This is a genomic window from Anaerorhabdus sp., from assembly GCF_036641015.1.
Lineage (GTDB): Bacteria > Bacillota_I > Bacilli_A > Erysipelotrichales > Erysipelotrichaceae > Anaerorhabdus.
The window spans coordinates 1-24,960 of sequence record NZ_JAVWFO010000012.1 but is presented as its reverse complement, the minus strand read 5'-3'; the positions used below and the strand labels follow the sequence as shown (position 1 = coordinate 24,960).

The following is a 24,960-nucleotide window of genomic DNA, read 5'->3' as shown; positions in this document are numbered from 1 at the left end:
TTTACTTTTCCTCCAGTGGAAACTTTACATTAATACTTTTTAAATATGCATCTATCGCATGACCAATATAATCATCTATCTCTTTTTGTTTGCTAGCCATTTCTTGATCCCAATTGTCCTTATTATCATTAAATTCCATTAATTTTCCTAACAATGTAAAATCTCCTTTAGTAAACTCCATAATCATTTCCCACCATTTTGATGCAAGTTCAATTGCTTCATCACTTTCAGGAGCTATACCTTTGTTCTTAAGGTTTATGGCCTTTTCAACTACTTCTTTATATGTATTTAAGATTTCTTTTCCATCTTCTTCATGATCAGTAAAACGTTCCTTAAAATAATCCATTAGTTCTTCGTCAAACAACTTTATAACCCAATATTCTTTATTCCCCATTTTTAAAAGTTGGATAATGTCTGCGTACTTATTAAAATCAACCTCTTTCATTTGAATAACTTCTTCTTTTAATGCCCTAAGTGAAGTTTTAACTAATTTCATAGCTTTGATTTGTTCTTCAATGATCTTTTCTTGTTGCTTTAATAATAAACAAACCTCTTCTGGTGTATCCATTTTTAAGATTCGTTCTTTTATGTCTTCTAGAGAGAATCCTAGCGACTTAAATGATAATATTTGATAGAGCTTAATCAAATCTTTAGAAGTGTATAATCTTCTTCCACCCTCACTTAACATTGAAGGTTTTAATAATCCTTCTGTATCATAGTATTGTAATGTTCTTACTGTTACATTCATCTTCTTTGCTACTTCGCCAATTGTTAAATAGTTTTCATTCATATCTTTTACCTCTGTCTTGATTATAATTCATTACGTAACGTAACAAGCAAATGTTTTTTATAAAATTAAAAAATGTGATCAGTTTTTTGTTTGACCACATTCATAACCTCATTTAATTTTAAATTATTGTGCAATTTTACATAGTTGATGTTACTAGTATTCCATCACTCATTTCAAGTATTCTACCCGCACACTTTGCCAATGTATTATCATGGGTAACAAATATAACAGTTGTTTTTAGTATTTCTGCTGTGTTAAGCATTAAATCCATAACTCTATCCCCATTAGCTTTATCTAAGTTACCAGTAGGTTCATCCGCAAGAATCAATATTGGTTTGATTATAAAGGCCCGTGCTATTGCAACGCGTTGTTGCTCACCTCCTGACAATTGATAAGGCTGCTTTGACAATAACTGCTTTAATCCTAGTAAATCAACAAGTTCTTCAAAATATGCTTGATCTATTTTTTCATTATCAAGCAATAGAGGTAAGCATATGTTATCTTTGATTGAATACTCAGGTAGTAAATTGAAGTTTTGATATATAATGCCTATTTTTTTTCTTCTATATAAAGCTCTTTTTGTATCATCAAACTGACTTATATCCTGATTATTTAATAATATACTTCCACTTGTTGGTTTATCCAATAATCCTAGAAGTTGTAATAATGTAGATTTCCCACTGCCACTTCGACCAATAATTGATACTACTGATCCTTCATCTACACTGAAGCTAACATCATTAACGGCTACCGTTTTATCATCATATTTCTTAACAAGATTCTTAATTTGAATGAGCTTACCCATTTTATATTCCTCCATAGTCCTTCATATTATGAATTGGTTGATCCTTAATCATTTTGTATAATGGATATATTTGTATAAGTGCTAACACTAAAATAAGAATACCGTTTAATGCCACTTGCATTAAAATCGGATAATCAAAGTAAATATAATTTCCATAGACAAATATCTTTGTAAAGTCCATTAAATATTTAGGCTGATTTATAAAATTCATTACTACCACTATTAATCCATTAACTATTACACTTATCGGTATAATCATCATGGATATTTTTTTAATATAAGAAAGACACAATTTTTTATTAGATACCCCAAGTGCTTGAAGTATACCTATTCTTCTACGCTCCATCAACAATGAAGAACTTACTATATTCCAAAGAAGAACCATACTAAATAAGACAACCAGTGATCCTGAAAGAATTATTATTAATGACTTTTGACTACATTCTCTGTACAACTGTTCCACAATTTCATAACTATCTGATTGTAATAATCCACCTCTTGATGTAACGATAGAAGCAATCGATTTCCTTGTTGAATATGATGAGTTTTTATCTATTGTCACATTAATGTTACTATATTCATCAGTATGCACTACTCTTTCTTCCATCCGTTGCATTAATTTCTTATTAAATGCTTGTGATACAAATATGTCTCCATTTGATATAGGTGTATTATTTCCTATTAATAATTTATCATTCAAACCTGTTACTATTCCTAAAACCTCTAACTCATTCTCAAAGACATTAGGAATTGTATAATCATGTCCTTCTTCATTTACAAATTGATTATTTGATAAAGCTAACATGCTACCTCTATATACAGGTGATTCAAGAAGTTCATACCCTTTAATATTTCCTTCAACCGAAGAATCATATACCATATTTGAATCAATATCTTTAATTAATTGCATTTGGTAGTAAATAACGCCTTCACCCTTCTTAAATCTTTCTATATCCTCAGCATTCATATTAGATAGTTCAATTAACACATCACTTTCTGAATCTGATAAAACAAAGAAATGAGTTGATAAAATTCCCCGTTTATAAAAATGAACAGGCTTTGGTTCTATAGTTGAATCATATAAATCATTGAATGTTTTACTTTCTCTAATTTCCTGAGAAGTAACAAAATATTCCATCGGTATATAATTGTAAGCAGCTACTTCCTTTACTTCAGGTATTTGGTTTAAATCACTTATTATTTTTTCATCAAAGAATCCTTCAGATTTACTTTGAATATTTAACGCTGCATAAGGGGCATTTTTATCATATGCCATCATAGACCATCTTGATAAATATAATGTACCTATGGATACAAATAAAATAATTAATGTTAAAACGATTACTGATATTTTATTTTTAGAAGCGATACTTACCTTATTTATCTTTTTCACTTTTTCATTACGCAGTGTATCTGGATTATCAACCTTTAGCATTAATGATGATAAAAGAAACGAAACAAAACTAACCCCATACAACAATATTAATAAATAGCTTATTTGAATCCACGGGATACTTAAAACAATATTTAAAGATGATAAACTAATTAATACTCCAACAATAAATCCTATAGGTATTCCTATAATAAAACTAAATGTTAGAATCAATATAGACTCAATAAATACAACTTTAACAATCATTGCTTTAGTAGCACCTAGATTAGACATAGTTAAGAAACTACGCTTACGTTTGTTTAATAAAAGGGAGTAAATAATCAAGTTTGAAATAAACGCTAATCCGATTACACCACCTTCTATTAATAATAATGATGTATTAAACCCATCTTGTTTAGGGTACGCAAATTCATTAATCACAACATCTTTACTTTGTTGGCTTACAAGCTTATACGTATCAAATTCATCAGAGCCTTTCCATAAAATTTGATACTTTGTTGGATAACCTTCTTTAAAATCAAAAACAATAGCATTCACTAAAGGAACTTCATTATTTTTTTGCCAAAAAACATCATAAGCAGGCAATATTCCCACTAATTTATATTCGATATATTCTGTTTCAATTATTGGTTGTTGTAATTTTAACATATCAAAATTATTAGGAAGATATGGAATTTTAACCACACTTCCTAAATCATAAGAAAATCCCAAGCTATCTAATACTGATGTTGATAATGCAATTTCATTCTCATTAGTAGGGTATACACCACTTAACAAATGTACTCTACTTAACTTCTCAAATTGTTGGTCAACTTTGCCTATTGATCCAAGAATCATATTGTTATCATAAATAAGAGCATTTTGTTCAATAATACTACTAATACCATCTACATTAGCTATTGGTTTATCTACATTGTATGTAGTTGAATACCATTCACCATATAAATTTCTACGAGATTCCTCTAAACTTCTTAAACTACTTTGATTATAAACTAAGTATGAAATCAAAAAAATTATCGACAAGATTATCATCGATACTAAAATAAAGTTCTCTTTTTTTCTCCCTAAAATCCCTTGTTTAGCCAAATAGATACTTTTCATGTTTTCACATCTTTCTATGACTATCTAAGCCTCATACCAATAAAGATGAACATTTGTGTAATAGTATGTTCCACAATCATCACAAACACCAATGTATGTCCTCATACATTCAGTTCTACCCTTTTCATTAGCATGATCAAATTCGTTTCCAATCGAAGAATAAGAATAATTATGCTTATTTATTTCATGTCTTGTATCCTCAGCTAAAACAACACCAAAAGTACTCATAATTACTAATAATATTATCATTAATCTACCCATACTTTTCATTGTATAACTCTCCTTGTATCTATATCAACATTGTACCATGCATCAAGTACATATGTACTTAATTTCGATCAATTGCATATTTCATTTCACAAGTAGATCTAGTACGACTATTATTTTCAATGGTTTATTATAGGTATTATATGAAAATACATTTGAAACTTCATTTGTTTTGTACAAACATTAGCTAATAACATTTATGTCTAACAAGTATTATGTTCAGTTTCTCTTTCAATATAGAAGAAAATTTATACTTTAATAATATACTAATATATTAATGTTTAACACGAAATTACTGTTTTATCACATCCTTATTATTTATATTAACAATATTACTAGTTACTTTGGATAAATAGTTTTTTTCATTGTTTACTTTGAAATGATCATATCAAATTTCACGTTTTTATTTATCATCTTTTAATGTCAATGCGATATCTTTAGTTTTCCATCCACTTATTATAAATAACGATATGAGTAAGTAAATCGTAGTTCCAATTATTCCAACTACCAATAAAATATTCGCCAAGCTAGAATCAATTATTTCAAATTGCTTCATTCCATAAACAGTAATAAATACAATTACAATAAGAAATAAATAAAACAAGCTTCTCATTTTAATTATACTTAATTTCATAGTATTCATTGATGAACCAATTGAAGATATTAATACACAATCTCTCTTCAATGCATTAATTTCTTTTTTTGTATAAAGCATAATCGTTAAATACATCCCTACTAAGAAGATAGTTAAAGCACTACTATAAATAATTTTATAGATCGCTGACTGTTCTCTTGTTTTAATACGTTGCTCTATCAACGGATTTGATAAAGTAGTGTGTTTCAAATGCTTACTTGATGTGATTAATTTCAATAAAATTATACGCTGATATTTGCGATCGATTAAACGTTCCATAAAATCTAGAATCATTTGATTCCTTGCGATTATCACCGAGAACAAAATATTGTTCCTCATTTATTTCTATTAATTCGAAATCGTCTGTTTTACTATTTAATAAATAAGATTCAATTAACGGTAAATCATTTATATAAATAGTATTGTTATGACAATAAATTTTTTCACCAGGCAGCCCTATAATGCGCTTTATAATTTCTTCACCATTCTTCAATTTTAAGATTACTATTTCAAAGCGTTTTAATTTTGTTCTTTCATCAACAATGAAAGTAATACCAAAATCACCATCATCCAAAGTCGGACTCATACTTGACCCCATAACTCTAACAAAATAACCCACATAATTATTAATATAAGTGCCAATTGAAATTGCTATTATAATTATTATGATTGTAAAATTCAAAATATTTTTTTTCATATATTTTCAAAAAATTATGTCTTTCTATTATTTGGAAATTAAAAATATAAGATAATATTACTTAAATTTTTTATGACAACATTTTACTTCACGAATATAAGTATTTATTAATCTAATTTCTCTATTTAACAATGATTTTCTTATTATTTATAAATACGATTTCTTGAGCAAAACTATCATCTTCTTCTTCATGACTTGTAAAAATTAATTGTCTATTTATATTTTCACTCAAATATTTGTTTAAATAGTTTTTTAAAGAATTTTTACTGTCTTGGTCTAAAGCATCAAAAGGTTCATCAAGAATTAAATACTTTGGCTCATCCATCAAAGCTTGAATAATCCGCATTTTTTGTTTCATACCCAATGAATATGCTTTATATTGTTTCTTTATATCTTTTTTCAACCCAAAATATTCTACTAGTTCATCAATTTTATTTTTATCACTAATATTTTTTATTTTAGCCAAGTACATCAAATTCTCCATTCCTGACCAATTTTTCATAAATTCAGGCGCATTTATACTAATACCTGCATTTGGTAAAAAATCACTTTCACTCCCTAGTAATAGCCCATCATAGTATACTTCTCCTGTATTTGGCACACTGAAGCCAACAATAATTTTTAGTAAAACACTTTTGCCAGTTCCATTTAATCCTTTAATTTTACATTTTTGCTCATTAAACTTAAAACTCACCTGATCAAACAAAACATTATCAGAAAAACTTTTAGATACCTTTCTCAATTCAATCATAGTAGAACTCCTTCTCCTTTAAAAATTTTCTAATTACACGATACAATATGAATAATGATAATAGTGAATCTACTAAACACCAAATAATGGTTTGACTTGCACTACAAGACATTCCTATAAATCGAGTATTTAAGAATAAATCGAGCATTAGAGCTACTATAAATCCTATGTATCCATAAATGGTATAACGTCCTGTATTCTTAACAAACGTCATCAGTCTTAATCCCGAAGTTATTACATAGATGTAAATAATTATTTTAAAGTAATAAATGCTAAACATTACATATTCAATTAAAGAAAACATAATCATTCGATAGACAATGAAATTACTAATAATATCTAAGAGAATGACACAACAAATTCCCGTTATATAAGCAATACCATTATCAATTAAGCTATCCTTTAGTACAGCATATATTATTTCTTTTCTTTTAAAACGAGTGAACACCATACTTAAATATGAAGTATTTTCGCTTAGCACTGAAATTTGACTATGATAAATGAAATAAAACAACAAAATAAACAATACAATAAAACTCATACTTCCCTTAAAATAGCCAAATTGTGCATATATATCATAGTTTAAGAATTGTAAATGATATGAATCTATATAAGGAATATCTACATGTTGGGGTAATAAAAACAGAAAATAACCAATAAGAAATATAGTTGCAACTTTAATTACTAATAATTTCCGATTTAATCCAGCCATTTTTTTAAAAACTCTTTTCTATTTAATACTTTAAACTGCTTAATTACAATTATTATTAAAACTATAACCGAATATCTAATAATAAGAAAAACATCAATTTTCTCTATCAAAACGAAAATATCTATTCTACGAATCATAGAAGTTGGTGGAAAAATATTTGCAGCAAAAATTAGAAACAGCCACAACAAGCATAAACTAATCGTACATTTTGATTTACTTTTTACCCTGCACAATACAATAAGATAATTTACAAAATTAATTAGAAAATAAAATATGATATTACGATATATTAATGTAACAAAATTAAAATATGGATCTATAAGCATATAAAATATAGTTTGAATTGATGTAACAATTGCAAAGAAGATTGCATATGTAATAAACTTCTCTTTTATTTGATACCACGTATATTCATTGAAACTTTTAAATTTTCCTATTAGCAAATATTCATCTATATCATTTTTCAACATCATAAACAAAAGAATGCTAAAGCAAAAACAGTATGTATAATCTTTCAGTATTCTAGCATATAATGAATACTGCAAATTTCCATTTATCAAGAATATACAAGAGTATACAATCAAAAATGCTGAAAATATTATAGCTATGACAATTGTTTTTTTATATTTCTGCACGCTTGGTCCTCCTCATATAGATAACAAATGCTATAAACAGAGGAGTCATATTTACCAAAATAATAAGTAACGAGTTAAAATCATAAGATCCATTTGCCATTATAACAGTTGGATTTATATAAATAGCTAAACTAGGTATGAATGAGTATAAAGCATATCCTATTGTAGCCATACCATAATAATAAACAATAGGTGTAGCGATAACCTCTTTTAAATTCCACCCAAGTAAGACTACTGATTGAGATAATGCTGTATAAGTAATTGGCATTAAGAACGTTGTTATTAACCCCTCCAACATAAAGTAGATTGTTGTATGATTCACATACAGGTTATTACCTATTAAATCACTAAATAAACTTCTTGATTCTGCACCTAAACTTCCTTGAAAAAACAGTAATACAAACCCTAAATAAATTATGTACGCACCATAAATAGATACACCTATCTTAAAACAATTTTTCACTATATACCATCCAATTGTAGAACGATAATTCTTTCTATTATTCTGACCAAATTCAAATTGCATAATACTATTATAGTAGTAGTAAAATTTCACTCCTCCAATAATTGCAAAAAAAGGTAACAACATTTGAAGTAATTGTGAACCAAATATTACTGCAACATCATATTGTATACCTCTTCGTAATAGCGAGCTAAAGATATATTGTATTAGATTAAAAAGCGTTGGATTAATTGCTCGATATTCTACCGTTTCTAATGCCATAAAAAAATTATTAATATATCCTGGTTCAGTTAATGCCCTACTGATGATTTCAAAAAAATTAGCTTGATGTAGGATTCCATTACAAAAAGTCAGAAAACAAATGATAAAAATAAGTATATATACATAGTTTCTTTTCATAATACCAAGCAAATCCTATCACTCCTTTAAGTAATACGGAGTTACTCACTTATATGTTTGTAACTCCACAATTATAAATCTAACAGTTTAATTACTATGATTTGAATTATATAAAATCAATTGCAGTCTGTCATATTAATTTCTTAATATAAAACTAATCTATATATTTATGATTCCCATGTTCCCTTAACTGTTGTTGAAGGATTAACAATATGCTCTCTTCGAGCTTGTAAATAATAATTATAGCCTTTAGAACATTCACTTTCAGGTACATAATCCGACTCTAAGTATGTAAACAACGATTCAATTACTTAAGAATAAACGCCGTTATTGGATGCATTTAATCATCATTACCTTTAAAGTGATCTTTAAATCTTCCCCAATAAATACTACTTTTTCTGTTTAATATATATAGCAATAAAACTCCTACAATAATAACTGTTATTAAAAGCCCTTGAATTACCAGAGTAAAGCCTTGATTAACACCCACAAGAAATACTATTCCTTCTATCGAAAATGTAATCAAGATTATTGCGATTTCCTTTCTCATTGTTTATTTCTCCTTACTATCATAAAAATTCAATGATTAAGTTACTTTAGAGCTATAGTTTGAGCACTATACCAAACCCCACCACCTACCATACAAGAATACGGATCATCAACCGAAGACTCAAACCTAATTAAAACGGATAAATTAGAAGAAGAAACATTCTTTGAAACTCCTGTTATTTTAAAATTCCAATGCGTAGGAACACTTGATACTACTGCATTAATTGAAGAATCCACAATATTTCCATTCCCATTATCATAAGTGTAATACCCAGTTACTCTTACTTGAGCATAATTAGAGCAACTTCCTTTTCCATCTTGAATATAAATTGAATAAGTTTTATTAACATTGACTCTTAGAATTGCACCTCTAGTCATTTCAAAATAACTATTATCTTCAATTAAAATTGGTAACATGTCGTTATTTGTCACTGCAAACGCACATGTTTGATTTTTTGCATTAGCTATTTCCTCTGCCTTTGCTTCAATTGATTGATTAGATAATATTGGTAATATTAAGAAGCTTAGTGCTAAAGTAATAAATAATTTTTTCATTTTATCTCTCCTTTTTCATTAAAATGAATTGTTTAGTTTCTTGAAATTCTTACTCACCAATTACTAGCTAGTCTCCATTTTTATACCTTGCCATATACTGTTCCTTTCTTTCTTTAATTACATTATTTTATTCTATCAATTACTCCATTTTTTCCTAAGTTCTCTACTATCTTCTTGAAACACTCCACTTCTTGAGGTTGATAACAAATTTGATCTTGCAATGTGTAATATTTGATTAATAATCCAATTAAGTGTACTTTTCATAGAGTACCTCTTTTTTATAATTTGACTTTATTTAAACAAAGCAGATTAAGCAATCCCTTTGTGAAATAACGCTTGTTTTCTGTGATATATTATTATTTCACACAAAATCAATGTTTTATCACAACGTAATTGTTTATATTATCGAAGCAATATACTATAAGTTGTAGGTGATACTAAAATGAAAAATACTCTAACAAAGTTTTTAAATCTTGATGATGAAATGTATGTGCTTTTCCAACACGGCATTCAAATTATCCTATTTGATACAATTGGTTTTCTGGGCGTAATTGTTCAATCATTCTATTTTCAAAATATTATAATTGGATTTACATACATTGCTGTTTTTAGCCAATTAAGAGTCCATTCAGGGGGTTACCATAGTAAAACTAAACTTGGTTGCCTAATAAGCTATAATTTGTTGTATTTTTTGTTCTGTCTTTTGATTAACAGTTTTATTTTTAATAAATACCTTAATATTTTATTAACTATATTATGTTCATATTACATTATACGACACGCTCCAGTTGAGCATATTTTTGCCCCGTTAAACCCGATAAATAAATATCGAAATAAAGATATTGTGTTATATTCTTTGTGTTTTTTTCTTATTTTATATATAATTTTTATAGGATTTAACATCAATTTATATAAACCCATTAGTATTTCAATCATTTATACATCACTATTAATGGGTTTATTAAAAAAATCTAAATACTATAGGGGATAAAAATGCAAATTAAAACCGTTATTGTCGATGATAATGAAAAAGATTTAAGTACTCTTTTGACTTGCTTTAATTTCATAGAAAATGAATCTATCATTCAATTTGATATAACCACATACTCTGATAACGAAATTAACGAAAATATCATTAATGACTATTTATTATATATTCTCGATATTGATATGCCTTTTATTAATGGTTTTGATTTAGCAAGAAAAATCAACGAAGCTAATAAAAATGCAATCATAATTTTTTGTTCTCAACACGCAGACTTAGTATTTGATTCATTTAGCCTTGAAGCTAGTTATTTTATTAGAAAAAGCTATATTGAGAGTGATTTTAAGAAAGCATTAGATAAAGTTATAAATATTTTAAAATCTCGATATAAACAGTATGAATATGTAAATAGAACAAATATTCGAATTTTAAACTATTTTGAAATAGCTTACTTTGAAGTTAATTATAACGATTTATATATACATTTATTTAATGGCGAAATACTAAAAGAACGAAAAACTATGAAAAAGTTGGTAACAGAAATCGCAAATAACAATTTTATTAAAATTCATTATTCCTTTTTAGTGAATGCTGAAGCGATTGATTCTATTTATGATAGTAGGATTAAACTTAAAAATGGGATTGAATTGCCTGTTTCTCAAAACAAAATTAAATCAATTAAACAAAACTATTTAATCTATATGTCAAGAAGGTGATAAAAAATGAACATATTTGATTTATTTATCAACATTGTAGAATCATCAACCATTTTATTTCTTGCGACTTCCTTATCAACAAGAAAAGACAAAAAAATTATTTGTCCAGCATTTATTTATTTAATGTTTAGTATTAGTTTTATTACAATTGTAAATTACTATATTGGATTCGAAAAATATTTATTTATAATAGATATCTTAATTTTATTGTTATATTTAAGTTGGATTGGTAAAGATTCAATATTTAAAAAATTAACTATAAGTATTTTACCATTTGTATTAATTTCCAACATTTACTCGTTAGTTATCATTTCAAGCAGTTATATTTTTTATGGAATACTTGATTATTCAAGACTGCTTTCAGATTGGAGTAAATTAATTACTATTGTTGCACTTGCTATTTTCTTTATATTATCGGTGTTTATTATTAAATTATTTAAATCATTTGAAAATAAGTTATCTACTTCAGAGTACATAATTTTATTTTTGTTATTCTTGTTGATAAAAGCGATTTTCACTTCACTTGAGACAATGATATTTTCTAATACTGTAAATTCTAATCTTTTGATTTTATCAACTTATTGCTTAATAGTTTTTACAATATTAATTTGTATTCTTTTTTATAGAATTGGTATTCGCCAGGATAACTATTTAAGAAGTATTTATGAAAATAAAATTTTGAATGATCAAATTAGTGATTTTAACAATTTAGTTAAATCACAATCAGAATTATTATCAATACGCCATGATTTAAAACATGTGTTGACTTTAATTGACAAAAATCAAATTAATTCTCTAAATGATTCTTTAGTTTCTAAACTCATAGATAATTATATTTATAAAGTTGATAAGGTTTTTATACCATTTACCACTTCTAATTTAATAGTTAACAACGTTTTAAATGTTAAATACTACGAAGCATTAAATAATGATATTAATATAGTTTCTAATATAAATATTGTAAATGATATTGAAGTAGATGATGATGATTTTTTTCTATTATTATCAAATTTATTAGATAACTCTTTAAAGCATATTGGAGTCGATAAAACAATTTATCTAACGATTAAAACATTTAATAAAAAACTACAAATTTCTATTACTAATTCTTTTATGGAATCAAATGAGTTAACACATGATGCTTTACATGGCTTCGGTTTAACGACTATAAAAAGAGTTGTTAAAAAATATAGCGGAGATATTTTAATCAAGAATACTGATAATTCATTTGAAGTATTTATCTTAATTTAGAATTACCTTTGCTTTCTCACTATATATTAATGTAATAAAGATAGGTGAACATTATGTTAGAAAAGAATAAACAAAATAATTATCGTTAAATCTATATTCCGATTTATCTATTTGTAATTCAACTAACCATACTAAAACTAATCTTCTTTAAGTACTCCTGGGATGCAATCCAGAATAAGTTAATTTTATATATCTAAGTTATCTATCAAAATATTCTACTTTCTCCTAAAAACTGTAAACTTACTTGACTAACTCATATCAAAAACAGTTAAACTTGCATTAGAGAAATAGAGAAACATCATCTATTACAGCTATTTTATGCATAGAACACCTCTCAAGAGTATAGTTAAATTTTAACACATAATAATTCAATTTAATTATATCTCCTAAAATAAATAGTTGATTGTCTATTCAGACACAAATTTGACTATTCAAACAAATCATATTTATAAATTATAATAATCAAAATATAATACAAACAAGGATGTAGTGGATGTAAAATGAAGGATAATAAATTTAATTAGAAAAGAATCAAATTTAGAAATAAGAGGTGATAAGAGTATACTAAAGAGTTAATAGTATGTATAATAAAAAAAACAGGTAACACATCTACTTTTGATAAGGGATCATATGAATATGTTATTAATCATTTTAATTGAAATTGTAATAATTCTGGCATTAAAATATTTACTTAAACATAAAATAATTACTTGTACTAATGGTATTTCAAATGAAGATACTTCAAAAAAGAAAATTTTGTTTATATTACTTGCTATTGCGTATTTATCTTTTGTCTTTTCATATGTCTTTAAGCGAGATATAACTGAAGTGTTTGATTTCGAATTTATTATGTTTATTTTGCAAGTTCTTGTTATAACATTATTGGGCGAAATTCTATTTAGAAAATATTTATTTTATTTATGTATGAATTACATGAATGATTTTAATATAGCTGGGTATTTACAAGCAGTTTTATATGCAATGTGCGCTACTACATTTTTCGCTAATGTATTTACGCTTGAAAATTATAGTATACCTTTTATGTTTGGAACATTTCTAGTTTTAGGAAAGCTACTTCAAGTAATGTATTTTCAGTATCTAAAATCAAGTATAAAAGAGTTAATATTGATTGATTTAATATCGTTTATTATTTCAATAACTGCTTGTTATATTTTATTATGATTATAACGAATCCAAACTTCATATGTATATTCAATTGATACGCTTGTGGTATAAATCTATGTATACTGTATGGATTTTGCGTCAAGATATGAACTATATGACAAGTAGTGTGAAATATTAGGGAATCATTTCGAGGATGCCAGTAGTCAAATCAGCCCATTAAATTTGGCTTTTTTTATGCGTTTATGATTTCGAATACCTTTTGTATTGAAGAGAAGTGTAGAAATTTTAGCGAGCATGCTTTCAGCGATGCTGTTATTAACGCGTCTACCTTTATATAATGTAAATTATTTAATTAATTCATCGGGACAAGAAAGTGCTGTATCCTTATTTAAATTTCGTTGTGCGTAAGGTTCAGTAAAACTTGCAAAAAATAATTCATGTTATTTATAACGAAAAATCACAAATATAAGCAACTTTCCAAATTTCAAGATATAAAGATAAAATTATTAGAAAATGATAGTTTTTTTGAAATTCTTTCCTTATTTTATAAATCACAGAATAGATTTTACTGAATTTTGTTCTTTCTAATTAAACATGATAAGATGATATCTATAGTTTGGATGGTGAACAAGATGAAAACTGACAACGAAATGATGCAGCTTATAATGGACATGGCTAACAATAGAAATGATGTTCGTGTCGTTTATATGAATGGATCTAGAGTTAACCCTAATATTAAGAAAGATATTTATCAAGATTTTGATATTGTTTTTGGTGTAACAACTACTCAACAGTTTATAGTCGATCAATCTTGGATACATACATTTGGTGAAATATGCATGATTCAAGAACCTGATTTAATTGATTGTACTACTGGATTAAAAGAGAATACTGATTTTAATAGCAGTTATACTTGGCTCATTCTATTTAAAGATGGTAACCGTATTGATTTACATATAGAACTTATTAGTGAGTCTATCCATAACATATTTAATTCTAGCTTAACTACTATACTTCTTGATAAAGATCAAATTTTAAGTTCTCTCCCTGAATCCAACGATTCTGATTATCACACTAAAAAGCCCACACAAGAAATATTTGATGCTTGCCATAATGAGTTTTGGTGGTGCTTAAATAATGTCTCAAAAGGATTAGCACGTAATGAAGTTCCCTATGCGATGACTATGTTGAACGTTTATTGTCGAGATATGTTAAATAAAATGGTTGATTGGTATATTGGATTACATCATGACTTCCATGTTTCTCCTGGTAAGTTAGGTAAATTCTATAAAGACTATTTAGAGGGTGATACTTATTGTTTATATTTAGCTACTTATTGTGATGGTAATATTAAAAACATTTGGAAATCCTTATTCAACATGTGTGAACTATATCAAATACTTACCAATGATGTAGTTAATGGATTACACTTTAATTATGATTCTAGTGATGCGCAAAATATGATGGAATATTTAATGATGATATATCAAAGGACTTGTTCAAATTGAACAAGTCCTTCTTAGTCTATTTCTCTTTTGATGGAAGATAGTAAATTTTCTCTCCATCTTTTGTTAACATATAATTTCCTCTAGCATAACTTTGAACATAATTTGGATCAGTTAGTTTATCTCTTTGTGATACTAATTGTTCATTTTCATCTTGAATTGTGACTAACTTTACTTTAACGTCTTTTAATTGTTGTTGAAGCGCAAATGTAGTTCCAATTTCTTCAATTACTCCATAAATTAGCCAACATGAAAAGAGAATAACTGATATGCACAATAGCTTGGTTAATGGACGCATCGTTCTTTTAGGTTTTTTACGTTTTACAACTCTTCTCCGTACTTGTTGTTGAGTTGGTCTGTTTTGGCTCATTGTACTTCTCCTTTCTTGACATTACTATTATATGTTTCAATTACTTTATTCGCAAGATGAATCCTCTAACCATTTCTCATCTACTACTTCATACATCATTGGTGCATCCGCTTTTTTGGTGAAATTTGCGGTTTCAAGTACCTTTACAGTCATTTGTCTTTGACCAAAAGTAATTGTCACTATATCTCCTACTTTTACATCATATGATGGTTTTACAAGTTTTCCATTTACTTCAATTCTTTGATGAAGTGCCAACTCCTTAGAGATTGTTCTTCTTTTTAGAATTCGTGATACTTTTAAGTATTTATCAATTCTCATTTTTCTTGGCCTCTTTGCTTCTAACTAATACTTCAATTGCTAATCTTAGTCCATCATTTACCTTTGGTAGTTTCACAATAATTTTTTGGTCTGTATAACGTAGTGTAATATCTTTTGAGATAGTTGTAAAGATTTCAAATAGTTTTACCCCATCCACGTGTGCACTAAACATTTGTGAGAATACGATTTCTACTTGTCCTCGTACTTCACGATATTTTTCAACATCGTCCGAATTAATTAAAATTTCTAAACGTTTCTTTTCAAATAGTACTTTAACTGATTTTGGTAGTTGTCCAAATTCATCTAGAACCTTCTCTTCAAAACTTTGAAGTTCTTCTTGTGTTTCTATCGCATCAATTTTTTGGTACATACTAATCTTATCAAAATCATCTGGTGCAAATACTTCTGGTATATAACTATCCACCGAAACATTTGGTTTAACCATTTCTTTTCTTTCCTTTTTAACAATACCCTTTTTCTCTTGAATTGCTTCTTCCAACATCTCTATGTACATATCAATACCCACTGTATCAATAAATCCAGATTGCTCAGGTCCAAGTAAATCACCTGCACCACGTATTGTTAAATCTCGCATTGCAATCTTATAACCACTTCCAAGCTGAGTAAAATCTTTAATAGCTTGTAATCGTTTTGACGCAATTTCTGTTATTTGTTTTTTACTTGGGATCATTAGATATGCATAGGCAAGACGATTAGAACGTCCTACTCTACCTTTAATTTGATATAGTTGCGACAATCCAAAATTCTCTGCGTGTTCAACTAATATTGTATTGGCATTGGGAATATCAATTCCTGTTTCTATAATAGTTGTACAAACTAATACATTAGTTTCTCCACTAGTGAAACCTAACATAACATCTTCTATCTCTTCTTTGTTCATTTGCCCATGTGCTACCGCAACACGAGCTTCTGGTATTAATTCTTGTATCTTTCTTGCAGTGTGATATATCTCTTCCACATTGTTGTGCAAATAAAACGCTTGCCCGTTACGAGCTAATTCTCTTTCAATTACTTCTTTAATTAAAGAGAAGTTTTTTTCTACAACATAGGTTTGCACTGAAACACGATTATCTGGAGGTGTTTCTAATTGTGATAACTGACGTATTCCAATTAATGACATTTGTAATGTACGAGGAATAGGAGTTGCTGATAAAGATAATACATCAACTGATTCTTTTAACTCTTTTATCTTTTCTTTGTGTTCTACTCCAAAACGTTGTTCCTCATCTATGATAAGTAAGCCTAAATCCTTAAACTTAATGTCTTTCCCTAATAAACGATGTGTACCAATAAGTACATCTACTTTACCCTCTTTACACTCATGAATTACTTCTCTTTGCTTTGCCGGTGATACAAAGCGATTCATCAGTTCAATACTTACAGCATAATTTCTAAAACGTTTAGAAAATGTTTTCGCATGTTGTCTTGCCAATATTGTAGTTGGGCATAAGAAAGCAACTTGTTTATTTTCACTTACTGCTTTAAAAGCAGCACGAATAGCTACTTCTGTTTTACCAAACCCAACATCTCCACATAGCAAACGATCCATTGGTTTTGGCTTCATCATATCTACTTTAACTTCATCGATCGCTATCTTCTGATCTGGTGTTAATTCATATTCAAAATCATTTTCAAAATCTTTTTGATATTCTGAATCAGGTCCATAAGCATATCCAATAGAATCTTCACGATGTGAATACAATTGAATCAATCTTTCCGCTATATTATTTACATTTTCTTTTAGTTTAGCTTTAGTAGTTGTCCACTCATTAGATCCTAGCTTATGTAATTTTGGTACTACCCCTTCTCTAGATACAAATTTACGTACTAATCTAAATTGTTCTAGTGGTACTAGTAATACATCATTACCTTTATAGACGACCTTTAAGAAATCTTTGTGGATACCCATCACTTCTTTTGTCTCTAATCCCATATATTGACCTACACCATGTTGATTATGAACAACATAATCTCCTGGTTTTAAATCTTGATAACTTTTTAATACTTCAGCATTCTTAAACTTATTTGTATATTTAGATTGTGTTCTTCTTGTTTCAAATAATTCTGTTGATGTAATAACTGTTAGATTTTCTAACTCGCATTCAAATCCTTCATAGATAGATGCAAATGTAATGTTGATTCCCATTCCTGCTGGTACATCTTCTTGTAAAAAATGATACTCAACACCTTGCTCAATGCATGCATCCATAACTTGCTTAATTTCAGAATCTTTTAAACAGAAATAGTAACGTTTAAAAGCTAAATCTTTTTTCAATAATCCTATTTGAACTGATACTGTTTCCTTAGGTAGATTTATATCTTTAATTCGTGAAATATTGTCATCAAAACGATCTACATTTTGTATAGGATATCCTCTTAATACATAATTAAAATCATGCATGATGCTATATTTAGGTAACCACTTACTCTCTTGAACCATCTCTTGTAAATAACTAATATTTTCTTCTAAAACATGATGTAATGATTCCTCACATTCTTCTTGTGATGATAGTATTACATTAGGTTTACCCATATATTCTAATAAATGACTCGTTTTATTTAAGAAACTCATATATGGATATAAACTAGAATCTTGAATATGATTTTCAAGATATTGAATATCCATTTCTATTTTTCCTCTTAATTGATCATTATTACTACTATCTAAAATAGTTTGTACTTTTTCTACTATTTCTTTTACATCATCATCGCTAAATAAGATATCAGTTGCTGGAATACATGTTACATCACTAATATTTTCAATTGTTCTTTGTGTTTCAATATCAAAGTAACATAATCGATCTATTTCATTATCAAAAAATTCAATTCTTACTGGATAACTATTGTTCATAGAATAAAAGTCTAATACCCCTCCTCTTGATGCAAAACATAAAGGAGTATCAATATGTGATACTTGAGAATATCCACTTTGAATTAACTTCCGTTTTAATTCTTCTAGTGTTATTGTTTGACCAATCTTTAAATGAATACAACTATCTTTAAATAACTCCGGACTTGGAAGCTGACGAACACAAGCCGAAACATGTGTAACAACTATTTTATTGGGATTATCTAACAATGATGATAGCGATTCTACTTTATTTGCTAAGTTCTCCGGGCTTTGGGCAATAGCCTCAACACGCAAAGACTCTTCAACGCTAAAAATGACACATTGCTCAATAGGGAGGAGGGTACATAGTCTCTCATATAAGCGTTGTGCCGAATATAAATTCTTTTCAACAACCAATATTGGTCGTGGTTTTTTTTGATAACTACTTGCTAGTAATAATGCCTCTTGAATAAATGATGTAAATGTTATTGGTGATTTTCCCTTAGTATAAGCTTCGACTGCTGGATTATTCTCTAGCTCTTTTAAGATCCATGTATTCATGCTTTATTGTAACGGTTCATAACTTCACTGAAGTCGTGATTGATACTCATATAAGCTGCATCTGCCGCTTTTTTTACCGAGTCATCAAAGTCCGCTTTACTTTCCTTTGGTATTTTACCTAATACATAATCAACAATCGGAATAAGGGGATTCTTATCAATACCAACTCGTATTCTTAAAATATCTTGGGTATGTAAGTGATTCATAATACTTTGCATTCCTTTTTGACCACCAGAACTACCTTGGGTTCTAATTCTTAGTTTCCCTATTGGTAAATCTAAATCATCATGAACAACGAGAATGTCTTTAGTTTCAATTTTGTAAAAATTTACTGCTTGTATTACTGCCTCACCAGAGTTATTCATAAAGGTTTGTGGTTTCATTAATATTACTTGTTCACTACCAATCCTAACTTGAGCAATTAAGGCATTAAACTTCTTTTGATCTATTGAAGTTTGACAAAGTCTTGCCAGCTCATCAAGAACATCAAACCCTGCGTTGTGTCTAGTATGTTCATATTCTTTTCCTGGATTTCCTAATCCTACAATTAGCTTCATTGTCATCCTCCTTCTATGCTCAATAATTTTATCACGAGTCACATAAAATACCAATTCATATTTACTTATCCAAGCAAAAAGCAAGGTTCATTTAAGTCCCTTACTTATTTTAGTTATTTACTAGTACATTATCCTATTTCTTCTTGATCCAACTTACTTAACCAAGCACTTGGAACTTGCAATTCTAACAGAATACGTTTACCAATCTTTTTCTCATTAAAACTTAAAACATCGCTTCGTATAATATCATATTCGCTTTCACGATTTTGTAATGAATATATTTTTGCTAGATATGCTGCACATAGTTCTTTATATAATCCAATTAATTGCTTAGCATACTTATATTCTGAATAATCTCCTTCAAGTACTCGTTTGTAAAAGGCTTCACCCAAATCATTTTTATTTTCATATAAATTAAATGTTTGCATAGCAATTTGATAAACTAAATTAGGTTTTAATAATTCTTCGTAACCTATGATTTTATTCATAAATTCTTCTAGTTTTTCTACATCATTTCTACCATATAAAGTATTTACACAAGCAATAAATAAATAGTAGAAACTGTCTTCATTTAATTGCACTTTGTCTTTTTTGAAAAATCCTTTGTTATCAATTAGTGGGATTATATCTATTTCATGAAGTAATGGTAGTATTTCATCATTATGTTCGTAATAAACTGTACCCCATAATTTTAATATTTTCCCCTTCATCATAAACTCAGGATCTTTCATAGTTTCTAAATAAGTATTAATCTTATCAAAAAATAAACTCTCATCATCAAATGCTGTAATACAATCAACTATTCTCTTATTTTTCATATTTCTTCTTATCAAAAAAATAAATGATATCGCAAAGAATATGATTAATCCTGTCATAATAAAATTTAGTGCAACACTTACTATTTCCATATCATCACCTACTTGCTAATATTTTAGCACAACCAATAGAAAAAAACAGTTTTTCAACTGCTTTATTCTATTTCTATCATGTTATTTATTACATAAATTGTAATTGCATAAAAAATTACTGAAAGTACTAAATTACCAAGAATACCCAACCACAATAACGCAAATTGATTACTATACGATGTAACAAATAATGCTACAGATGGAATTTGCGAAATCATATCAGTTGTTATTGTTGATATGAATACAAATGCAATAAATATTAATGCACCAATAAGTGCTTTATAGTTACGAGTATACTTTGTTTGAACCATAGTGATTAAAACAAATCCACCAGTTACACTAGTAATTAATTGTGCTAAAAGATATATCTGTGCACTTGCTAGATTTACAAAATCAAAATTATCCAAAGTACCAATCAATGTATTTATAAATTCCATAATACTAATATCTGCAAAAGCATTATATTTCATTGCTCCAATTAGAAATAATATGAAGATTCCAAGGAATAAGATTATTGAAGAAACAATAATCCATATAATTGCTGCAATAATCTTTGATAATACAATCTCATGTGTGCTTACCGGAAGTGTTAATGTTAGATATCCTGGTTTTTTAAACATTGAAGAATGATAATTACGTAATATTGTTACCGTTACTGCAACACTTATACCAACCATCGCAAGTGTTGTAAAAATGGTTCCAATTAAAGTAACTTCTAAAGGGAGTAATGGGAAAATTACACACGCTATTAGAAATACTCCGAAGACCATTGCAAAGCTACGATAACTATGTAATAGTTCATTTTTTATAAGTTTTAGCATAAGCTAACCCCTCCTGTATTTCTATTCTAATTCTATTTTTTTATCAATTACAAAGATTGTTACAAAATAGAAGATAATAATTTGTACTGCACTAATTCCCCAACTCAACCAATCAATTTGTAAATTACCATTGATATACATAAATCCATTAGCTACTTCTGCTAAACCAAATTGATCAACAATAAGTACTGACACAAATGTATAAAGAATAAAGATTAAGAACCCTAAAGCAGTTTTATGATTGCGAGTATATTTAGTTTGAACAATTGTTATTAAAGCAAAGAAACTAAGTATTGTTAATATGGCTTCTAGTACAAATGATGCAAATACCACTAGAAAATTATTAAAATTAAAATATTTTAATGCCTCAGAAAGTGATATAAATATTTCATTAAAATCTATTGAATAACCTTCTACAGCTAGAACAGTCAATATAATAATCATTAGACCTATTAATAAAACTATAGATGACATAAATAACCAAAGTACCGCAGATAAAACTTTTGCAATAATAAGCTCATGTGTACTAACTGGAAGCGTTAATGTTAAGTATCCAGGTTTCTTAAACATTGAATTATTGTAATTTCTTATAATAGTTACAAAGATTGCAATAGCAATACCGAAAACTGCAAACACCAAGAATGATGCTCCTATAGCACTGATGTCATAGGGAAGAAATGGCACTACGAAACATGCTAGTAAGAAGATTCCAAACACCATGACAAAACTTCTATAGCTATGTATCATTTCAAATTTCATTAGTTTTAGCATTTAAATACCTCTCTAAAGATTTCATCGATTGATTGTCCTCTTTCTTGACGTAATTCTTCTGCATTTCCACTAACAACTAACTCACCATCTTTAATAAAGATAACTTCTTCAAATACTTTTTCAATATCACTAATTAAGTGTGTAGAAATTAATACTAAGCTATCTTCTGAATAGTTATTTAAAATAATTTCAAGAATTAATTCACGAGCTGCAGGATCTACACCGCCAATAGGTTCATCTAAAATATAGATTTTTGCTTTTCTGCTCATTACTAATGCTAATTGAAACTTTTCTTTCATACCTTTAGACATTGCTTTAATACGCATATCAGGATGAAGCTCCATACGCTTCATTAATGATAAACATTTTTCTAAATCAAAGTCCTTATATAAATCATGGAACATAGAAAGAGCATCTCTTGCTTTCATCCAGTCTTCTAAGTAAGTTTCATCAGGTAAGTATGAAATAATACTCTTTGTGTAAGTATTTGGCATTTGACCATCAATTAATACTGCACCCTCATAATCTTTTAGTAATCCATTTAATACTTTTATTAATGTTGTTTTACCGCTTCCATTAGGTCCTAATAACCCAACAATTCGTCCACCTTTTAGTGAGCAACTAAAATCCTTAAGGGCTGTTTTTTTGCCATATTTTTTAGTTAAGTGGTCAATTTTAATTAATTCTTTCTCGTTCATTCGAAATCCCCTTTCAATTCTTTTACAAGATTTATCGTTTCATCTGTTGTGAATCCTAATGATTTCATATCAGTTAAATATAAAGTTGTCTTTTCGTGTCCTTGTTTCAACTTTAACTCTTCAATGGACTCCACTGTAGCGCTAATGAATCGACCTGTGGTACGTTCTGACTTTAATAGTCCTTCTCTTTCCAATTCTTGTAGTGCTCTTTGAATTGTATTTGGATTTACTCCAAAGAAAATTGCCATTTCTCTAACCGTATCAACTTGATCACCTGTTTTAAGCTTTCCTGAAACAATTTCCATTTTAATATATTCCATTACTTGAATATAAATTGGAATGTTTGAATCAAAGTTAATCATTTTTATCACTCCTTTGTACTAGGTACATAATACAATAGTACAATGCCTTTTGTCAACTTTTATTATGTGATATAATACAATTCGCAAAACGCTTTATATTGAAAGGAGTATATCTAGTTAATTAGATATGTTTATATGATGAAAAAATTACTATGTCTTTGTTTATTGTTTGTAGTTGTTGGTTGTAGTAGTAAACCAAGCATTCAAGAGCCAACTTTTACACCTACCGCAACTATCGAACCAACTCTCGTTCCATTAGATCACGATACTTATGATAGTTTATATGTAATTACTAATAAAAATCATCCATTAGCAGATGATTATGAACCAAGTGATTTAGTAACACCCAATGTCTTAGCAACTCGTGATGGTTTAGAACTACGACAAGAAGCTGCCACCGCCCTTGAAGAAATGTTTGCGGGTGCAGAAGCTGATGGATTAACATTGCGACTAGGAAGTGGATATCGTTCATATAGCACGCAAGAACGCCTATTTAATAATTATGTTGCTCGTGATGGTGAAGAAGCAGCTAATCGTTATAGCGCTAGACCTGGTCAATCTGAACATCAAACAGGATGGGCTGTTGATATAAGTGATGGTAGTATGAATAACTGGCTTAAGAACAGTTTTAAAAATACACCAGAAGGAATATGGCTAAGTGAAAATTCATATAAATATGGATTTGTATTACGCTATACCGAGGAAAAGGAAGATATTACTGGTTATATTTATGAGCCTTGGCACTTTAGATATATCGGACTTGATGAAGCACAAAAAGTATTTGATAGTGGATTAACTCTTGAAGAATTCTATAATTATTTAGACTAAAAAGTAAAAGTCGATATAGCATATGCCATATCGACTTTCATTTTAGTCATTCTTAACTATTTAGTTACAACTACTACTGCTTCAGTAACATCTGGTGTAATTGTTAGAACTGTTGGATCAATTGTATCATTTACGATTTCAATAACGATTTCAACTGTACATTCTTTACCAACTTCACATGCACTAGCATCAAATAATGCCTTAACATCAAGTGCAGTTATTGTATTTACATCGAATGAATCGCTTGTAAAATTAACCTTTACTTGCGCTGTATCAGTGTCGTATTTAGTTCCAGCTTCTGGATCTTTTGCAAATAGAGGAACAAGGATAGTATTACCCTTTTCTTCTTCTACTGCACCTTCTTCTGGTGCGGTTGTAGCTTCTGGTGTTGTTTCTGGTGTAGATGATGGAGTAGCTGGAGTTGAAGAACATCCTGCTAATGTAGCTATCATCATCATAGCCAATAGGCTAGTAAAAATAGTTTTAAATTTTTTCATAATCATTCTCCCGTCAACGCAACATTATACCACTATTAAATACAAATTTGTATAAATTTATTTTGTTATATTGAAAATGTGTTAA

At 28.2% G+C, this 24,960-nt stretch carries 29 protein-coding genes; 6 read left to right on the top strand and 23 right to left on the bottom strand.

Features of this window, described 5'->3' with window-relative positions:
- Position 1: 1 nt before the first annotated feature.
- The 13 genes from RR430_RS03190 to RR430_RS03130 form a co-directional block, all read right to left on the bottom strand.
- A complete protein-coding gene (locus RR430_RS03190) occupies positions 2 to 790 on the bottom strand; it encodes a MerR family transcriptional regulator (RefSeq protein ID WP_332486621.1) in 789 nt (262 codons plus the stop codon).
- Positions 791 to 926: 136 nt separating this feature from the next.
- A complete protein-coding gene (locus RR430_RS03185; protein ID WP_332486623.1) occupies positions 927 to 1,595 on the bottom strand; it encodes an ABC transporter ATP-binding protein in 669 nt (222 codons plus the stop codon).
- Between the two features lies 1 nt (position 1,596).
- Positions 1,597 to 4,089 (bottom strand): ABC transporter permease, encoded by a 2,493-nt coding sequence (locus RR430_RS03180; RefSeq protein WP_332508623.1) that lies wholly within the window; start codon positions 4,087 to 4,089, stop codon positions 1,597 to 1,599.
- Between the two features lie 24 nt (positions 4,090 to 4,113).
- Complete coding sequence (locus tag RR430_RS03175) at positions 4,114 to 4,359, bottom strand: hypothetical protein (protein ID WP_332486625.1); 246 nt, start codon at positions 4,357 to 4,359, stop codon at positions 4,114 to 4,116.
- 400 nt (positions 4,360 to 4,759) lie between these two features.
- The gene (locus RR430_RS03170; protein WP_332508622.1) at positions 4,760 to 5,269 is read right to left on the bottom strand and encodes a hypothetical protein; all 510 of its coding nucleotides are present in this window, start codon (positions 5,267 to 5,269) and stop codon (positions 4,760 to 4,762) included.
- Entirely contained in the window at positions 5,205 to 5,687 is a 483-nt protein-coding gene (lepB, locus tag RR430_RS03165) for a signal peptidase I (protein ID WP_332486628.1), read from the bottom strand. The genes RR430_RS03170 and lepB overlap by 65 nt, the downstream gene beginning before the upstream one ends.
- 121 nt (positions 5,688 to 5,808) lie before the next feature.
- Entirely contained in the window at positions 5,809 to 6,438 is a 630-nt protein-coding gene (locus RR430_RS03160) for an ABC transporter ATP-binding protein (protein WP_332486629.1), read from the bottom strand.
- Positions 6,431 to 7,150, bottom strand: a complete 720-nt coding sequence (locus tag RR430_RS03155) for a hypothetical protein (protein WP_332486630.1) — start codon at positions 7,148 to 7,150, stop codon at positions 6,431 to 6,433. The genes RR430_RS03160 and RR430_RS03155 overlap by 8 nt, the downstream gene beginning before the upstream one ends.
- Positions 7,138 to 7,785 carry a hypothetical protein gene (locus tag RR430_RS03150; RefSeq protein ID WP_332486631.1) on the bottom strand — a complete coding sequence of 216 codons (648 nt, stop codon included), beginning with the start codon at positions 7,783 to 7,785 and terminating at the stop codon, positions 7,138 to 7,140. The genes RR430_RS03155 and RR430_RS03150 overlap by 13 nt, the downstream gene beginning before the upstream one ends.
- Entirely contained in the window at positions 7,772 to 8,647 is an 876-nt protein-coding gene (locus tag RR430_RS03145; protein WP_332486633.1) for a hypothetical protein, read from the bottom strand. Before RR430_RS03145 ends, RR430_RS03150 begins: the two co-directional genes overlap by 14 nt.
- Positions 8,648 to 8,987: 340 nt before the next feature.
- Positions 8,988 to 9,197: a hypothetical protein gene (locus tag RR430_RS03140; RefSeq protein ID WP_332486634.1), complete on the bottom strand. Its 210-nt coding sequence runs from the start codon at positions 9,195 to 9,197 to the stop codon at positions 8,988 to 8,990.
- A gap of 41 nt (positions 9,198 to 9,238) precedes the next feature.
- Positions 9,239 to 9,751 (bottom strand): hypothetical protein, encoded by a 513-nt coding sequence (locus tag RR430_RS03135; RefSeq protein ID WP_332486635.1) that lies wholly within the window; start codon positions 9,749 to 9,751, stop codon positions 9,239 to 9,241.
- A 135-nt stretch (positions 9,752 to 9,886) separates the two neighbouring features.
- Positions 9,887 to 10,015: a hypothetical protein gene (locus RR430_RS03130; RefSeq protein WP_332486636.1), complete on the bottom strand. Its 129-nt coding sequence runs from the start codon at positions 10,013 to 10,015 to the stop codon at positions 9,887 to 9,889.
- Between the two features lie 178 nt (positions 10,016 to 10,193).
- Between RR430_RS03130 and RR430_RS09305 the strand changes: the two genes are divergently transcribed.
- The 5 genes from RR430_RS09305 (at position 10,194) to RR430_RS03110 (ending at position 15,336) form a co-directional block, all read left to right on the top strand.
- Positions 10,194 to 10,742: an accessory gene regulator B family protein gene (locus tag RR430_RS09305; RefSeq protein WP_442878262.1), complete on the top strand. Its 549-nt coding sequence runs from the start codon at positions 10,194 to 10,196 to the stop codon at positions 10,740 to 10,742.
- 2 nt (positions 10,743 to 10,744) lie between these two features.
- Positions 10,745 to 11,452 (top strand): LytR/AlgR family response regulator transcription factor, encoded by a 708-nt coding sequence (locus RR430_RS03125; RefSeq protein WP_332486637.1) that lies wholly within the window; start codon positions 10,745 to 10,747, stop codon positions 11,450 to 11,452.
- A 6-nt stretch (positions 11,453 to 11,458) separates the two neighbouring features.
- Positions 11,459 to 12,703, top strand: coding sequence for a GHKL domain-containing protein (locus RR430_RS03120; protein WP_332486639.1), 1,245 nt, complete (start codon positions 11,459 to 11,461; stop codon positions 12,701 to 12,703).
- Positions 12,704 to 13,333: 630 nt separating this feature from the next.
- Positions 13,334 to 13,885, top strand: a complete 552-nt coding sequence (locus RR430_RS03115) for a hypothetical protein (protein ID WP_332486641.1) — start codon at positions 13,334 to 13,336, stop codon at positions 13,883 to 13,885.
- Between the two features lie 575 nt (positions 13,886 to 14,460).
- Positions 14,461 to 15,336: an aminoglycoside 6-adenylyltransferase gene (locus tag RR430_RS03110; protein WP_332486643.1), complete on the top strand. Its 876-nt coding sequence runs from the start codon at positions 14,461 to 14,463 to the stop codon at positions 15,334 to 15,336.
- 16 nt (positions 15,337 to 15,352) lie between these two features.
- Here RR430_RS03110 and RR430_RS03105 read toward each other — a convergent pair whose 3' ends face one another.
- The 9 genes from RR430_RS03105 to RR430_RS03065 form a co-directional block, all read right to left on the bottom strand.
- A complete protein-coding gene (locus RR430_RS03105; protein ID WP_332486644.1) occupies positions 15,353 to 15,703 on the bottom strand; it encodes an FtsB family cell division protein in 351 nt (116 codons plus the stop codon).
- Between the two features lie 45 nt (positions 15,704 to 15,748).
- Complete coding sequence (locus RR430_RS03100) at positions 15,749 to 16,021, bottom strand: RNA-binding S4 domain-containing protein (RefSeq protein WP_332508621.1); 273 nt, start codon at positions 16,019 to 16,021, stop codon at positions 15,749 to 15,751.
- Positions 16,011 to 19,433: a transcription-repair coupling factor gene (gene mfd / locus RR430_RS03095; protein ID WP_332508620.1), complete on the bottom strand. Its 3,423-nt coding sequence runs from the start codon at positions 19,431 to 19,433 to the stop codon at positions 16,011 to 16,013. Before mfd ends, RR430_RS03100 begins: the two co-directional genes overlap by 11 nt.
- Positions 19,430 to 19,990: an aminoacyl-tRNA hydrolase gene (pth, locus tag RR430_RS03090; protein ID WP_332486650.1), complete on the bottom strand. Its 561-nt coding sequence runs from the start codon at positions 19,988 to 19,990 to the stop codon at positions 19,430 to 19,432. Before pth ends, mfd begins: the two co-directional genes overlap by 4 nt.
- 128 nt (positions 19,991 to 20,118) lie before the next feature.
- Positions 20,119 to 20,898, bottom strand: coding sequence for a hypothetical protein (locus RR430_RS03085; RefSeq protein ID WP_332508619.1), 780 nt, complete (start codon positions 20,896 to 20,898; stop codon positions 20,119 to 20,121).
- 62 nt (positions 20,899 to 20,960) lie between these two features.
- On the bottom strand, positions 20,961 to 21,719 hold the full coding sequence (locus RR430_RS03080) for a hypothetical protein (protein ID WP_332486654.1): 759 nt from the start codon (positions 21,717 to 21,719) through the stop codon (positions 20,961 to 20,963).
- A 21-nt stretch (positions 21,720 to 21,740) separates the two neighbouring features.
- On the bottom strand, positions 21,741 to 22,490 hold the full coding sequence (locus tag RR430_RS03075) for a hypothetical protein (RefSeq protein ID WP_332486656.1): 750 nt from the start codon (positions 22,488 to 22,490) through the stop codon (positions 21,741 to 21,743).
- On the bottom strand, positions 22,484 to 23,188 hold the full coding sequence (locus RR430_RS03070) for an ABC transporter ATP-binding protein (RefSeq protein WP_332486658.1): 705 nt from the start codon (positions 23,186 to 23,188) through the stop codon (positions 22,484 to 22,486). Before RR430_RS03070 ends, RR430_RS03075 begins: the two co-directional genes overlap by 7 nt.
- Complete coding sequence (locus tag RR430_RS03065) at positions 23,185 to 23,550, bottom strand: GntR family transcriptional regulator (protein WP_332486660.1); 366 nt, start codon at positions 23,548 to 23,550, stop codon at positions 23,185 to 23,187. The genes RR430_RS03070 and RR430_RS03065 overlap by 4 nt, the downstream gene beginning before the upstream one ends.
- Positions 23,551 to 23,685: 135 nt before the next feature.
- Here RR430_RS03065 and RR430_RS03060 point away from each other — a divergent pair, with 135 nt between their 5' ends.
- The gene (locus tag RR430_RS03060) at positions 23,686 to 24,378 is read left to right on the top strand and encodes a M15 family metallopeptidase (protein ID WP_332486662.1); all 693 of its coding nucleotides are present in this window, start codon (positions 23,686 to 23,688) and stop codon (positions 24,376 to 24,378) included.
- A gap of 56 nt (positions 24,379 to 24,434) precedes the next feature.
- Here the strand turns inward: RR430_RS03060 and RR430_RS03055 are convergent, their stop codons facing one another.
- On the bottom strand, positions 24,435 to 24,875 hold the full coding sequence (locus tag RR430_RS03055) for a hypothetical protein (RefSeq protein ID WP_332486663.1): 441 nt from the start codon (positions 24,873 to 24,875) through the stop codon (positions 24,435 to 24,437).
- Positions 24,876 to 24,960 lie beyond the last annotated feature (85 nt).